We start from the raw sequence: 12584 nt of genomic DNA on the forward strand, positions 1-12584 counted from the left end.
TTATTTAGAAAACATACACATGTTACTTAGCAATCTGGAATCTGTACCGGGACATACCATTCGTCAGCAAATAGATGTCGTTTATGGAAGTACCGTACGCAGCAAGCATGTCGGACGTGACCTACTGGCCGGGCTAAAAAATATTGTGGGTGGTGAACTTACTGCCTATACCGAACTACTGGAAGAATCCCGTCAGGAAGCGATGAACCGTATGATTGAAAAAGCTCGCAGTATGGGGGCCAATGCAGTTGTCGGCATTCGCTTCTCGACTTCTAATATTGCCCAGGGTGCTTCTGAGCTCTTTGTTTATGGTACAGCCGTAGTGGTTGATCCGGTCATGCCAAAATTACCCGATCCTTTTCCGCAGGCAGATTAAAGCATGGACGGTTTAATTTTCCAGGTCATCATTTTTGCCATCCTGTTTAGTGTCGGGTTTGGATTTGGCCGTTATAACGAACGTAAACATTTTCGCTATCTGGATGAACAGGAACAACGTCTGGCATATATTCAGATGAACAGTAGTCGCTTTATCATGTCTGAATATTCTGGACAAATGATCAGTAGCAATGTGGTTATTTCCCATGATTATTTTAAATATGCCATTGCCAGTGTCCAGAATATGCTGGGTGGCCGTCTGACCAGCTATGAAAGCGTGGTAGAGCGTGCACGACGCGAAGCAATTGTACGTTTAAAACTTGAGGCTGAAAAAATCGGGGCGACCCAGATTATGGGAATCCGTCTCAGCACCACTGAACTCGGCATGCAAGGCGGTATGGTGGAAGTCTTTGCTTATGGTACTGCACTAAAACAGCCTTCTTGACCAAACTGAATGTCTACCCAGAAACTCTGCCGAGCTGATCCAGCCCTGCTACACGATTCTGGTACTCAAATGACTAAACCTGAATAGACATACCGCTTTAAAGAGGAAATAGAGCGATAGGCAGTCATTGAGTCCGACTTCAAGCCGCTGGAATCATCTTTATTCCCTATTATTCTGTGCTAGGATATTAAGTAATCAGCAGAATAAATATAAATAAGATGATGCAGTTTCTCGACTCTATAAAAACTACACTTCAATTCCATCTGTATTTCTTTATTATTTTCCCAGCCATCTTGGTATTTTATCTGGTCTTACAGACCCTCACTCCTTTAAGCTGGTCCAGCTGCTTATTAAGCAGCTGGAATATCGCGATCTATGCTTATTTGTTTTTTACTATAAAAAAGCTTTGGCACATTGACCACGCTCATATTCTGCAACGTGCCATGCAACAGGATGCCGGTAAATGGATCATTCTATTTCTGGTGATCATTACGCTGATCATTTGTTTTATTGCAATTATTATTGAAATTAACCATTTACCCAAAAATCCCCTGATTAGAACCGGCCATTTAATCCTGTCTGTTATCACTATTATCTCAGCCTGGTTCCTGATGCATACGATTTTTGCCATTCACTATGCACATGATTTTTATTTGGCTCTGGAAAAACAGCAACAAGGCGGACTGGATTTTCCCAACACCGCGAATCCGACTTATCCGGACTTTCTATATTTTAGCTATATCATCGGAACTTCTGCGCAAACGGCAGATGTCTCCATTACTTGCCAATCTATGCGGGTGTTAAATACCCTACATCTGCTTTTGGCTTATGGATTTAATACCACCATTCTGGCTATCAGTATTAACGTCACGGCAAACTTTATCAGCAATTAAAAAGTGTCCTGAAAGAGGCAGCACACTGAAAATAGCCATCTACTGCCTCTATCTACTAGTATTCTCTAGTCTCTACATGACCGATTTTAAAGTTAATTATCTTGCTTCATAATTTCAGGCAGTCAGGTTTTTACGCAATTCATCTTCAACAATGCTGAGTTCAATTTCACTAAATTTACGAATCTCACCTTCGGCATGCTTTTCTAACATTCCACCCAGCAAAGGTACTTTAACTTTCACCGTCCAGTTTAACTGAAACTGGATCTGATCTTTATCTCCAGTGACTGCACGCTGACAGGTAGCCTCAATCGGCAAATTGGCCCCAAGTTGTACCGTCGAGGTCATTTCATCCAGATTACTGACATCGGTACGCTGCAAACGGAATGCATCTTTAAGTAGTTTTTTTGCCATATCCGGAATATTGACATCCAGGTTATAAGCACGTTTCAGGGTATACATATGCCCCTGCTTTTCCGAAACCAGGATCTCCAGATTTTGAGCAGGAATTCGATGACAAACTGCCTCATGTAAACGGATATCATTGGCCAAACGCTTAAACTCATCAATGGACACGCCATTAATAATTGCTTTTACGGTGAACTGATGTGCCATGCTATTTTTTCCTTATTTTTATTAAGTTATTTACATACACTACTTTTGACAGCAGCGAATAAAAGACCAAACACAGAGATGACTCTGCAATTTATATCAACTCTACAGTAGATGTCATTATTCTTTTATCGGGAAACAGCGGCAATCCGGTCAATGTTTGCAACATAGTTTTGCAGAGAACTGTTCCTGAACACAGCTGATCCGTAGCTGCATTTCGCCATAACAGATCAATGCATAAAACTCTTCGGCACCATCGTCCAGACCTGAAGCAAAATATTCAGTACCAGAGGGAAAAGCCTGCAACCAGTCAGCCTTATAAAAATCTGCAACTGATTCAAACTGCAAATACAATTCAGGCTCAGCCTCGATTTTCATCGCCAGAGCCATAAATTTCTGTAATTGTGCTTGATGAAAATCAATAATCATGAACTTCCTGCTTCACTCCCCAGATTGTTCTTAAATAACTGTGCCACGGCTATGCATGAAAAAGACAGAAAGTTTTGCGGTTTTTTTCTCTAGCACCATGGCATAAAAGAAATGGGTTATATGGGATATTCTCGCCCAGATAAAGACAAAGCTGGTAAAAAGTTCCATCTGATTTCATCAAGTTAAATCGACTGAGGTACACGGCTTGAGATCTTTAATATTAGAGAGCGAATAAAAGTTGTCTACCTAGGCACAGTCTGGATGCAAAAGGTCAGTACGGATTTCCTGCCGGTGCTCTTCTCCAAAACGGTCAACATGCACGTAAAATATTCCATAGCGGCCGACATAATATTCTAGTGATTGATCATAGAAATTCCAAAAAATTGACCATTCCCCTAAATCCATCTGACGGATCTGGGTACTACAGTGCATTGGCATCTTTTGTAATACTTCCTGCTGTAACTGTTCGGCCTGTGCTCGATTCCCAATATGCACCTGCCGTTGAAAGAATAGCTGTGCCACATCATCAAACAGTTCCAGCTCATATGCATCCACTAGATACACCTGCTGCTCTTGCTCGATGACTTCTTGCTCTGTAATGCTCGAAATCTGTACCTGTTTTTTTAGGCACTTATGAGCCAGATGACGCTGAGCCTTATACATTTTCCTGCCCACAATCCAAGCAGCATTCAAAATGAATAAAACACATAATAGGAGGAGTAATTTCAGCATAATTGATCATCTCATGTGACTGATTCTTTTTTATTTTATTTTATCGCAGCAGGCGCAGCATTTACTGGAATAGCCCACGTGGATCCAGAATACGTCTATTTTTTAGACAGTGCAAATTTACGGCTTATTTTTATAATTTATCTTCTTTTCTGGAGCATTTTCACCCCCTTCTCGAGTTCATTTTTATTTTAAGATTTAATTTACTTTGATTTTTATCTTTAGCTTCATCATGAAACTTAGGCACTTGAGATAATAAAAAAGGACAAATCCATAACAGACCTGTTCTTCAGGCGTATGGATATCAGCAAAAATTCTCAAAATCACTACAATATTGTTCTGTTTTTTACCTAGTGTTTTTTTATCAAATAAACCCTTCCTATAAATATTTGAGAAAATGAATAAGATTATGATTCGGGAAGGGAAGATCGAAGATATACCTCAGATTATTCAGGTGATTCATGACAGTATTCAGTCCTGTGTTCTGGATCATCAGCGTGAAGCCAGCAAAATTCAAACCTGGCTAGAAAAATTTGATCATGCCAGCCTGATTGTCGACATGCTTTATAACGATTGCTGGGTTTACCTTGTACATGACAAGGTGGTCGGGTTCTTATTGGTCAGTGATACTGGAGAAATCCGGATGCATTATATCGCCCCTAACTACCAGAGACTGGGATTTGGTACCCAGTTGTTTCACCAGATGCATCACACATTATTAAAGAAAAAAATTCATCAGATTGAAATACAGTCCACCCAGACTGCTTTAAGTTATTATCAACGCTGTGGCTTTCATCTGCATTCTGCCGGGTCAGAAGATGAGGTATGCCTTCTTTATAAATATGTTTTTTAATCAGTCTCTTTCTTAATTTTTAACTGATCACGCCCTGCCTGTTTGGCGGCATAGAGTTGCACATCTGCAGCTTTCATCAGTTCATGAATATCTGCATATATATGTGTTTGTGCAGTCCATGCTGCCCCCATACTGACCGTAATATATTTTTTTGCATCTGGCCGGTTCAGATGTTCCATACGTTGTTCCCGAATCTGCTCTAATACATTTTCCAGATTTTTCAAGGCAGTTTGAACCGGTATATCTGTGAGCAGAATCGCAAACTCTTCGCCACCATAACGTGCCAGATAACCCGACGGCGGCAAGGCTTGCTGGATAATCCTGACCAGATTTTTCAGGACGTCATCCCCCTTTAAATGGCCATAATAGTCATTATAGTTTTTGAAATAGTCGACATCGAGCATGGCAAAAACCAGCGTATGTTGCAGCTGCTGCCGGGTCTGCAAAAACTGCTGCTGGATTTCATGATTTAAAGCGCGCCGGTTAAAGGCACCTGTCAGTGCATCAGTATTCATCTGCTGCTCTAATTTAGCATTCAGTTCATGCAGTTGCTGGGTACGTTCTTTGACTTTTTGATCGAGTGAATTGTTGAGAGCAATCAGATTCAGGTTCAACTGTTCGGTCTCATAAGTTTGATGCGCATAATGCCTCGACTGCCGGAACATGATTAATAACGCGTAGATACTGGTTGAGATAAAGAACAGATGCGTCGTTTTAATTACATTGATCAGCAATAGATAATCATTCAAAAACGTCAGACAGAGGAAAATAATCGCAATCAGATTCAAACGCGAATAATGTTCTTTATAGCGTAGAGTCTGATAAAAGCCGTACATAAAATTGGCAAGGATGACTAAAGCATAGATCGCACTAAACAGAGCCAGACGCTCAAATATTTCCGGAGATGAAAAAAGGGTAATAATAATATTAAAGACCAACAATATAACTGCAATATAATAAATCACCGGATTCAAATAGCGCCGGTTAAACAGATGCATATAGCTGAGAAAAAAGAATGCCGCAAAAAAAGTAAACAGATACTCTAATCGGCTTCCCCACAACCAGTTGATATTGGTAAACACTGAATAAGCATAAGGTGCAGAAAACAGGTTATGCATGGCCAAAAAGACAATAAACCAGCCAAAAACAAAGATACTTTTACTGTTGCGTTCTCGAGATCCTCTGAATATCGAAAACAGAATGGTAAACACCCCTACCCCAAATACTGCACCGCACACCATGGCAATACTCATCATGAGCTGCTGGAATTGGCGATTGATTGTCGCCGCAATGCCGATCTGCATCGGTCGTTCGAGGCCGCCATGCAAATGGGTATAATTCGAGGCCTGAATACTTAAGGTAATATATTCAGTGTCTGGAACAAAATAGCCAATCCGCGGTGCTTTTTCAGTCACCTGTTTTTCAGGTGTGGTACTGATTTCTCCGAGTCGAACGATAAACTGTCCATTGACATACATTCGATAGGCGCCGTACTGGGTTGGAATCCGGATCGCAATCCGTCGTCCGAGAAACTCTTTTGGAATTTTAAAATGACCAATGAAAGTCCCATAACCCGCATTTGAGCCTGCCAAGGTTTTAAAAGAAGCTGGCAATTGAACGGTTTTTGACTGGAGTATGGAGCTGGGCTGAACTATAAACTGGTTCGGGTAGAACCACCATTTTCCCTGCAAAGAACTACTGCTATGTTCGGTAAAATGGACTTCTGTAACCTCATTTTGAGATTGCTGCTGAAATGATGGCGATGTGAGTTCGTTCTGAGCGATCGCTGGACTAGTTATGCAAGTCAGCCAGCTAAAGGTCCAGATAAATACGATAAAAAAGACATTCCTTATCAATTTATGCAAATACGTTATATCTCAAGATAATTGTTTATTATTCTTATAATTTACAAGGAATATTTATGATTTCAAATGTTTTTTGTATTTAGTCCGGTACAACCTGTATTGGGTTGACTGCACCGGAAAAGCTCAAATATTTTAATTAGAGAAAACTATTTATGTCTCGCTAATTATATTGTTTTAATCACGTGTTTTTACATCAAACAATTCAATTTCAAAAATCAGGTTGGAATTGGCTGGAATGACCTTCCCCATTTTACGTTCGCCATAAGCCAAATGTGCAGGTACCATCAGTTTACGTTTACCACCAACTTTCATTCCCAGAATGCCCTGATCCCAGCCTTTAATCACACGCCCTGTACCAATGACAGTTTCAAAATAATTGCCTCGGTCAATGGATGAATCAAACTTGGTTCCATCTTCCAGCCATCCAGTGTAATGCGTGGTAATTAAAGCGCCTTTTACCGCTTCTTTCCCTTCACCTACTTTTAAATCAATAATTTCAAGTTCGTTTATCATCGTCATTTACCTGAGATTAGCACTAAATTTAGAGTTCAGTATAAACTGGATTGAGCTAAATTCCTTGGCCTTTAGCTTCAATAGGTCAAAAGCTGAGTTTCTGAATCTTCTTATCCTGTAATAAATACTGGGTTAATTTCTGATGATTTTTAGCTGACCCCATCAGGATCCAGCGGCTTGTAATCTGCTGGTCGATTTTTTGCTGGCTGGAATGAATCACTTTTAATTTGTATCGTTTAAACAGTTTTTCATAATGTTCCGGCTCATGCTGCTCGAAAGGACAGACAATTTCGTAGTTACGTTCATGATTCAGATGCTCGATACCACGTTGCACATAGACCAATAGGACCAGTACGATCAACACGATCACCGTTGTCCAAATACTTAACAGTTCATAACCCGCACCGACTGCCATGCCCAGTGCCGCTGTCATCCAGATCGTGGTTGCAGTGGTAATACCAGAAACCCGGTTATCATCTTTTAAAATTACTCCGGCTCCCAGAAAACCCAAACCGGTTAAAACATTGGCTGCCAGACGGTCAGGGTTGTCCACGCCGATTTTTAAAGAAATAATGGTAAACAGACAGGAACTCAGACTGACTATGATCATGGTGCGCAGTCCGGCAGATTTACTGTGATATTCCCGTTCTGCCCCAATGATTGCACCAATCACGACTGCTAATAGCAACTCATAAAGTTCATGATACATGCTTCGTCCAGAGAACTTATTTTTCTCTCCAGATATACGAAATAGTGAGGCAAGGATACAAGTTGAAACTTGCATCCTTGTGAATTCTTATTGTAACTGTTCCCACTCTACAATCACTTGACCCTGATCACCAATCAAGGTCCATTCCCCATCCATCACATTTAACTGTAACTGCATGGTGCGTGTACACAATTGTGGTAATGCATCAGTGGTTGCAGTGGATAATTTCCATACTTCCACATTTTTTAAGGTTTTTAACTTGCTGCTACGCTTATACCATTCATCTACCGCAGAACCATAGGTCACGACTGCGACCTGCTTGCAACGCGCACTGGCCTTTTTGACTTTATCTTCGTCCGGACTGCCCACTTCAATCCATTTGACCAGTTGCCCGGTCAGATCCTTTTCCCAGAGTGCCGGCTCATCCGTTTCGAACAGATCCTTGGTAAATTCCAGTGCTTCATCGGCATAGCGCGCATAGGCCAGAATACGCACCATCAAGCGTTCAATGGTTTCCGAAGGATGCAGTGCCATCGTCAGTTGATAGTCTTCATAACGATGCGTATCCATATCCGCAATATTCAAATCAACTTTATAAATCGTCGCTTTTAACGCCATCACACAATCCTCAAATTTGGCGCTTAGCATATAAGATTTAGCACAATTTTGCTGAACAGATTTAGGTCAAAGATTCATTCAGCGTACTAGAAATAGTGCTGTTATTTTTCTGGATCGATACGGCATTGCATCAGGGCAGTTTCAAATGCCAGCCAATCGCGTGACTGTTGATAAATCACTTCCACCCGGTTATCAATACCTTCATCTGCCGACTGATAATTGAACTGTTCCGGATTGAAATTAAAACTTTTCCAGCCCTGATCGGTATGGAAAATCCCCTTGATTCTAAGCCAGTCTTTTTGTTCACACAGCAGATCCAGCAGATCATAAAAATTAAACTGCCAGCGTTTTGGCAATTTCCAGCCTGCGACCTGATATCCCTGGGCACTTTCTACATAATGATAAGGCATCTGTTGAATGACTACGGAAGTGTCTGCGGACGAGATCGTCTGTTGCTGTTTTAACAAGGGCTGGATCTTACGGGCCGAACCCTGATAATCCTGCCTGATCTGTTCAATATTGAGCTGTCCCTGCTCAGTCAGCAGCCACTGTTGGGCATAAGGTTGATATTCTGCCTGAAGTTGTGCGAGCGCTGCGTTATCTTCGGCTGTCATCAAATCAGCATGTGAAATCACCACGATCTGCGCTGCCTTGAGTTGGTCTGCATACAGGTTTTGCTGGGTCCAGTCCCGGTCATGCAAACGCGAACCATCCACCACGGTGACTAAAGCCTGCATGTTCAAATGGCTATGCCAGTGCGGTTCGGTCAGCTGTTCCAATAATTGTCCCGGGTGCCCCAGCCCGGTAGGTTCGATAAACAGGCGATCCAGTTTTACTTCTGACAGCAAGCGCGATAAGGCGATTTGCATCGGCAATTGGCTACTGCAACATAGACAGCCACCCAATAGCTCTTTGACTGCATAACCCTGATCTTGCGGCAATAACTGCTGGTCTACCCCAATCTGGCCAAACTCATTCATCAGCACTGCCCAGATTTCCTGTTTCGGTTTCTGCTGTAGTAAATGTTTGAGTAGTGTGGTTTTACCTGCACCTAAAAATCCGGAAATGATATGGACAGGAATAGCCTGTGATGCTGACAGAATTTTCAAAATCGGCTCTCAAGAGATTGAATAGAAATAGCAATGCTCTGCATTATAAAGCACGGCCAGATTATAAAATGCGTCTTCTTAATAAACACATGATGAAATTACAGATTCCAAAATTCATGGAATCATCCAGAATCTTCAATTTGCTATGTTAACTTTTATTGCCAATATAATTTTTGAAATATTCATACACATTTTTATTGAATAAAACTCTGCATAATTAACAGAAATAAAACAACTTTCTCAGTTTTGTATTGCTTTGGTTATTGCCTACGTGTCGCTTTTGTTAATTGGTTTGCCTCGTAAAATTTCAGTGCTTAGGATGAGCATCTGTCGAATTGATGTGATGGTCAATTCCGCAGATTAATAACCTGAATAAAAGGATGCCAAAAATGAACTATGCACAAATCTTACTCGCCACGACTCTTACTGCTGCTGCAGCTACCAGTTTTGCAGACAGCAAAACCACAGATGCAAAAACCACCACTGAAGAAAAAGTGGTCGTGAGCACCCAAGAATTACCTGAATCAAATGCGCCGGTTGCAGGTGCATCTGCAGAGCAGCCTGCTGCCTCTGAAGCAGCTGCATCTGAAGCTACTGCAGACAGTACAACACCAGCAAAACCTGCTGCACGTTAAGTTATTAGATGACTCGTTTAACCCTATAAGGATATTCGTGACAGTATTTCTCCAGTAGGCTGTGTCCTAGGCTGTCCGATATTTTTCGATGCTGAATCATGCTTGATGCTGGTTCAGCATTTTTATTGCACAGAATCTATTTAGAGCCATAGTCAAAACTAATCACAGAATTAATAGCAGCTATCAAATTTATATTAATTTTATTTTTAAATTCAATTGATTAACTAAAAATAATCTATCAAATTCAATATTTATCATATCCTTCAGCTACTATCGCATAACTTGTTTCTGGTGTTCAGCTGTTCCTTAATAGCCTTAAATGCAAGTCGATTGAATGGACATTCGCTATGAGCAATACCAATTACACTACTGAAGTGGCAATCCTGGGTGCCGGACCCGTAGGCTTAACCCTTGCCAACTATCTGAGCAAACAAGGCGTAGTTGTCACGATTGTCGAGCAACTGGATAGTTTGATTGATTACCCACGTGCGATTGGAATCGATGATGAATCCTTGCGTACTATTCAGTCTTTAGGTTTAGTCGAGCAAGTTTTACCACATACCACCCCAAATCATGCAATGCGTTTCTTGACCCCGAAAGGACGCTGTTTTGCAGATATTCAGCCTTTGACGCGTGAGTTTGGCTTCCCGCGCCGTAATGCTTTTATTCAGCCACAAGTCGACAACGTGCTGCTGCAGGGCTTGAAACAATATAAAAACACCCAAGTGCTATTCTCACGTCAATTGACCCATTTTAGTCAGGATGCTGAAGGCGTGACACTCAATCTGCAAAATAAGGATGGCGTTGCAGAAACCTTACGCGCTCAATATCTGATTGCCTGTGATGGCGGTAATTCTTATATACGCCGTAACCTGGGTATTGCATTTGAAGGTGAAACCGCACCGAATCAATGGATCGTGATCGACCTTGAGAATGACCCTCTCGCTACACCGCATATCTATTTATGTTGTGATCCGGTACGTCCTTATGTATCGGCAGCATTGCCACACGGTATTCGACGTTTTGAATTTATGGTCATGCCAGGCGAAACCCAGGAAGAACTGAGCAAACCGGAAAATATTGCCAAACTTCTGTCCAAGGTTTTACCAAGCACGGATGGTATTGAAGTAATCCGTCAGCGTGTTTATACCCATAATGCCCGTATTGCCGACAAGTTCCGTGTCGACCGAATTCTGCTTGCCGGTGATGCTGCGCACATCATGCCAGTATGGCAGGGTCAGGGTTATAACAGCGGTATGCGTGATGCCTTTAACCTGGCCTGGAAAATGGCAATGGTCATTCAGGGCAAAGCGACAGCTGAACTGTTGGATTCTTACCAGATCGAGCGGAAAGATCATGCCAAAGCCATGATTGATCTCTCCGTTATGGCCGGCCATGTACTGGCACCACCGAAAAAATGGCAGGGTTTTGTCCGTGACGGTATTGCCTATGCCCTGAACTATATCAAACCCATCAAACAGTACCTGCTGGAAATGCGCTTTAAACCGATGCCTAAATATCATGACGGCGCACTTTTGAGTAACGGTGCCAAGAACTCTCCAGTCGGCAAGATGTTTATCCAGCCACAGGTTAGACTTGAGTCAGGTGAAAAAGTTTTACTGGATGACGTAATTGCTAATGATTTTGCAATTATTGCTTGGGGTGTAGACCCGCAATGGGGTATTTCGGATGCCACCATGCAAATCTGGAAAAAATTAGGCGTCAAATTTATTCAGGTCATTCCCGAAGTTCAACTGGGCAATAAAAACCGCAAGCAATTTGAAGGCGTGATTACCGTTGGTGACATCGGCACTGATATTCGCAGCTGGTTCGGTAAAACCACTGAGTCAGTCGTTATTTTACGACCTGACCGTTTTGTGGCAGCCCTAGCGATTCCACAAACACTGGATCATATCAGCCAGCAGCTGTTTAAAAAGCTGCATGTAAAATAATTACGAGCATAAAATACACTTACTGAATTACATTCAGAGACCTGACCACGTGAAAACGTGGTCTTTTTTTATGTGTATTTTTTCTTGCACAGGGCTTGTTTATAAGTTGCTTTCTTTAAGGTCAATGTCTCATTATTCAAGAAAAAGAGCATGTCTGTCAGAAAATATATGAACCACACTTTTTTTTATTGAACTTAGGCATTGATTTTCTGTAACCAGGGTATATCTTTCATTGAGTCACGCTGCGCCAGCAACTGAATAAAGGGCTTGAACTCATCCAGATAGGGCAATATTTTCAAAGAAATGGCAAAAATCAGCCAGTACCCCAGAAATACATCTGCAGCTGAAATTTTCTCACCCAGCAGATATGGATTGGCTTCTTGCATACCTTTTTTGAGAAAGGCTAATAGGCTCTGTGCATGACCAAAGCTCAAGCTCCGTGTTCTTTGCTCAATCTGTTCATCCGGTACGCCCAATCCTTTTAAATCCATAAATTCCGTTAAAGGGCCATGAGTAAAGAACATCCATTTCAGATAAGCGCCGCGTTTGGGATCATCCAGAGTCGGTGCCAAACCTTTTTCTATATATTTATCGGCCAGATAGGTAAAGATGGCCGCAACTTCAGTAATTATCACGTCCTGATCGACCAGACAAGGTACTTTGCCCATGGGATTAATCGCTAAATATTCGGCCTGATGCATGTTTTCATAAGGTACGTTTATAATTTCAACCTGGTCTGTAATGCCCAACTCCTGTAATAAAAGCATTACAGTCATGCCACGGGACTGGGGATTGCTATATAACTTCATCATTTTTATTCACCCTCTGCTGTTATTTTAATTTTTTAATG

The 12584-nt window shown here is 41.6% G+C and carries 15 protein-coding genes; 6 read left to right on the top strand and 9 right to left on the bottom strand.

Translation table 11 applies throughout. The features are described from left to right. Positions 1 to 19 precede the first annotated feature (19 nt). The 3 genes from H9629_RS03395 (at position 20) to H9629_RS03405 (ending at position 1713) form a co-directional block, all read left to right on the top strand. Entirely contained in the window at positions 20 to 376 is a 357-nt protein-coding gene (locus tag H9629_RS03395) for a YbjQ family protein (RefSeq protein WP_064096378.1), read from the top strand. A 3-nt stretch (positions 377 to 379) separates the two neighbouring features. Then, positions 380 to 820, top strand: a complete 441-nt coding sequence (locus H9629_RS03400) for a YbjQ family protein (RefSeq protein WP_064102450.1) — start codon at positions 380 to 382, stop codon at positions 818 to 820. Positions 821 to 1038: 218 nt separating this feature from the next. Continuing rightward, positions 1039 to 1713 (top strand): DUF1345 domain-containing protein, encoded by a 675-nt coding sequence (locus tag H9629_RS03405; RefSeq protein WP_064102451.1) that lies wholly within the window; start codon positions 1039 to 1041, stop codon positions 1711 to 1713. A gap of 114 nt (positions 1714 to 1827) precedes the next feature. Here the strand turns inward: H9629_RS03405 and H9629_RS03410 are convergent, their stop codons facing one another. The 3 genes from H9629_RS03410 to H9629_RS03420 all read right to left on the bottom strand — a co-directional run bounded on the left by H9629_RS03410 (position 1828) and on the right by H9629_RS03420 (position 3483). Beyond that, positions 1828 to 2325 (bottom strand): DUF2505 family protein, encoded by a 498-nt coding sequence (locus H9629_RS03410; RefSeq protein WP_064102452.1) that lies wholly within the window; start codon positions 2323 to 2325, stop codon positions 1828 to 1830. Positions 2326 to 2475: 150 nt separating this feature from the next. Next, positions 2476 to 2751 (bottom strand): hypothetical protein, encoded by a 276-nt coding sequence (locus H9629_RS03415; RefSeq protein WP_064102453.1) that lies wholly within the window; start codon positions 2749 to 2751, stop codon positions 2476 to 2478. 246 nt (positions 2752 to 2997) lie between these two features. Beyond that, positions 2998 to 3483, bottom strand: coding sequence for a hypothetical protein (locus H9629_RS03420; RefSeq protein WP_064096383.1), 486 nt, complete (start codon positions 3481 to 3483; stop codon positions 2998 to 3000). A gap of 382 nt (positions 3484 to 3865) precedes the next feature. On the opposite strand from H9629_RS03420, the gene H9629_RS03425 reads away from it, so the two are divergent. Beyond that, entirely contained in the window at positions 3866 to 4333 is a 468-nt protein-coding gene (locus H9629_RS03425; RefSeq protein WP_171254963.1) for a GNAT family N-acetyltransferase, read from the top strand. On the opposite strand, the gene H9629_RS03430 is transcribed toward H9629_RS03425, so the two are convergent. The 5 genes from H9629_RS03430 to H9629_RS03450 form a co-directional block, all read right to left on the bottom strand. Beyond that, the gene (locus H9629_RS03430) at positions 4330 to 6141 is read right to left on the bottom strand and encodes a sensor domain-containing diguanylate cyclase (protein ID WP_064096477.1); all 1812 of its coding nucleotides are present in this window, start codon (positions 6139 to 6141) and stop codon (positions 4330 to 4332) included. The genes H9629_RS03425 and H9629_RS03430 overlap by 4 nt on opposite strands. 231 nt (positions 6142 to 6372) lie before the next feature. Next, positions 6373 to 6711 carry an FKBP-type peptidyl-prolyl cis-trans isomerase gene (locus H9629_RS03435; RefSeq protein WP_004280661.1) on the bottom strand — a complete coding sequence of 113 codons (339 nt, stop codon included), beginning with the start codon at positions 6709 to 6711 and terminating at the stop codon, positions 6373 to 6375. 85 nt (positions 6712 to 6796) lie between these two features. Further along, positions 6797 to 7420 (bottom strand): MgtC/SapB family protein, encoded by a 624-nt coding sequence (locus H9629_RS03440; protein WP_064096385.1) that lies wholly within the window; start codon positions 7418 to 7420, stop codon positions 6797 to 6799. A gap of 87 nt (positions 7421 to 7507) precedes the next feature. Further along, positions 7508 to 8038: a YaeQ family protein gene (locus H9629_RS03445; protein ID WP_191730546.1), complete on the bottom strand. Its 531-nt coding sequence runs from the start codon at positions 8036 to 8038 to the stop codon at positions 7508 to 7510. 101 nt (positions 8039 to 8139) lie between these two features. Continuing rightward, a complete protein-coding gene (locus H9629_RS03450) occupies positions 8140 to 9147 on the bottom strand; it encodes a CobW family GTP-binding protein (RefSeq protein ID WP_064102454.1) in 1008 nt (335 codons plus the stop codon). 389 nt (positions 9148 to 9536) lie between these two features. Here H9629_RS03450 and H9629_RS03455 point away from each other — a divergent pair, with 389 nt between their 5' ends. After that, on the top strand, positions 9537 to 9782 hold the full coding sequence (locus H9629_RS03455; RefSeq protein WP_064102455.1) for a hypothetical protein: 246 nt from the start codon (positions 9537 to 9539) through the stop codon (positions 9780 to 9782). A 347-nt stretch (positions 9783 to 10129) separates the two neighbouring features. Next, positions 10130 to 11734 (top strand): bifunctional 3-(3-hydroxy-phenyl)propionate/3-hydroxycinnamic acid hydroxylase, encoded by a 1605-nt coding sequence (locus H9629_RS03460; protein ID WP_064102456.1) that lies wholly within the window; start codon positions 10130 to 10132, stop codon positions 11732 to 11734. Positions 11735 to 11928: 194 nt separating this feature from the next. Here the strand turns inward: H9629_RS03460 and H9629_RS03465 are convergent, their stop codons facing one another. Continuing rightward, positions 11929 to 12543: a glutathione S-transferase family protein gene (locus H9629_RS03465; protein ID WP_064102548.1), complete on the bottom strand. Its 615-nt coding sequence runs from the start codon at positions 12541 to 12543 to the stop codon at positions 11929 to 11931. Positions 12544 to 12584: the final 41 nt, after the last annotated feature.

This window comes from Acinetobacter pecorum (assembly GCF_014837015.1).
In the GTDB taxonomy this organism is placed as follows: domain Bacteria; phylum Pseudomonadota; class Gammaproteobacteria; order Pseudomonadales; family Moraxellaceae; genus Acinetobacter; species Acinetobacter pecorum.

Excerpts from the sequence above, each read along its gene's own strand:
- H9629_RS03395 (WP_064096378.1), top strand. The coding sequence starts at position 20 with ATGTTACTTAGCAATCTGGAATCTGTACCGGGACATACCATTCGTCAG.
- H9629_RS03400 (WP_064102450.1), top strand. The coding sequence starts at position 380 with ATGGACGGTTTAATTTTCCAGGTCATCATTTTTGCCATCCTGTTTAGT.
- H9629_RS03405 (WP_064102451.1), top strand. The coding sequence starts at position 1,039 with ATGATGCAGTTTCTCGACTCTATAAAAACTACACTTCAATTCCATCTG.
- H9629_RS03410 (WP_064102452.1), bottom strand. The coding sequence starts at position 2,325 with ATGGCACATCAGTTCACCGTAAAAGCAATTATTAATGGCGTGTCCATT.
- H9629_RS03415 (WP_064102453.1), bottom strand. The coding sequence starts at position 2,751 with ATGATTATTGATTTTCATCAAGCACAATTACAGAAATTTATGGCTCTG.
- H9629_RS03420 (WP_064096383.1), bottom strand. The coding sequence starts at position 3,483 with ATGCTGAAATTACTCCTCCTATTATGTGTTTTATTCATTTTGAATGCT.
- H9629_RS03435 (WP_004280661.1), bottom strand. The coding sequence starts at position 6,711 with ATGATAAACGAACTTGAAATTATTGATTTAAAAGTAGGTGAAGGGAAA.
- H9629_RS03440 (WP_064096385.1), bottom strand. The coding sequence starts at position 7,420 with ATGTATCATGAACTTTATGAGTTGCTATTAGCAGTCGTGATTGGTGCA.
- H9629_RS03445 (WP_191730546.1), bottom strand. The coding sequence starts at position 8,038 with ATGGCGTTAAAAGCGACGATTTATAAAGTTGATTTGAATATTGCGGAT.
- H9629_RS03455 (WP_064102455.1), top strand. The coding sequence starts at position 9,537 with ATGAACTATGCACAAATCTTACTCGCCACGACTCTTACTGCTGCTGCA.
- H9629_RS03460 (WP_064102456.1), top strand. The coding sequence starts at position 10,130 with ATGAGCAATACCAATTACACTACTGAAGTGGCAATCCTGGGTGCCGGA.
- H9629_RS03465 (WP_064102548.1), bottom strand. The coding sequence starts at position 12,543 with ATGAAGTTATATAGCAATCCCCAGTCCCGTGGCATGACTGTAATGCTT.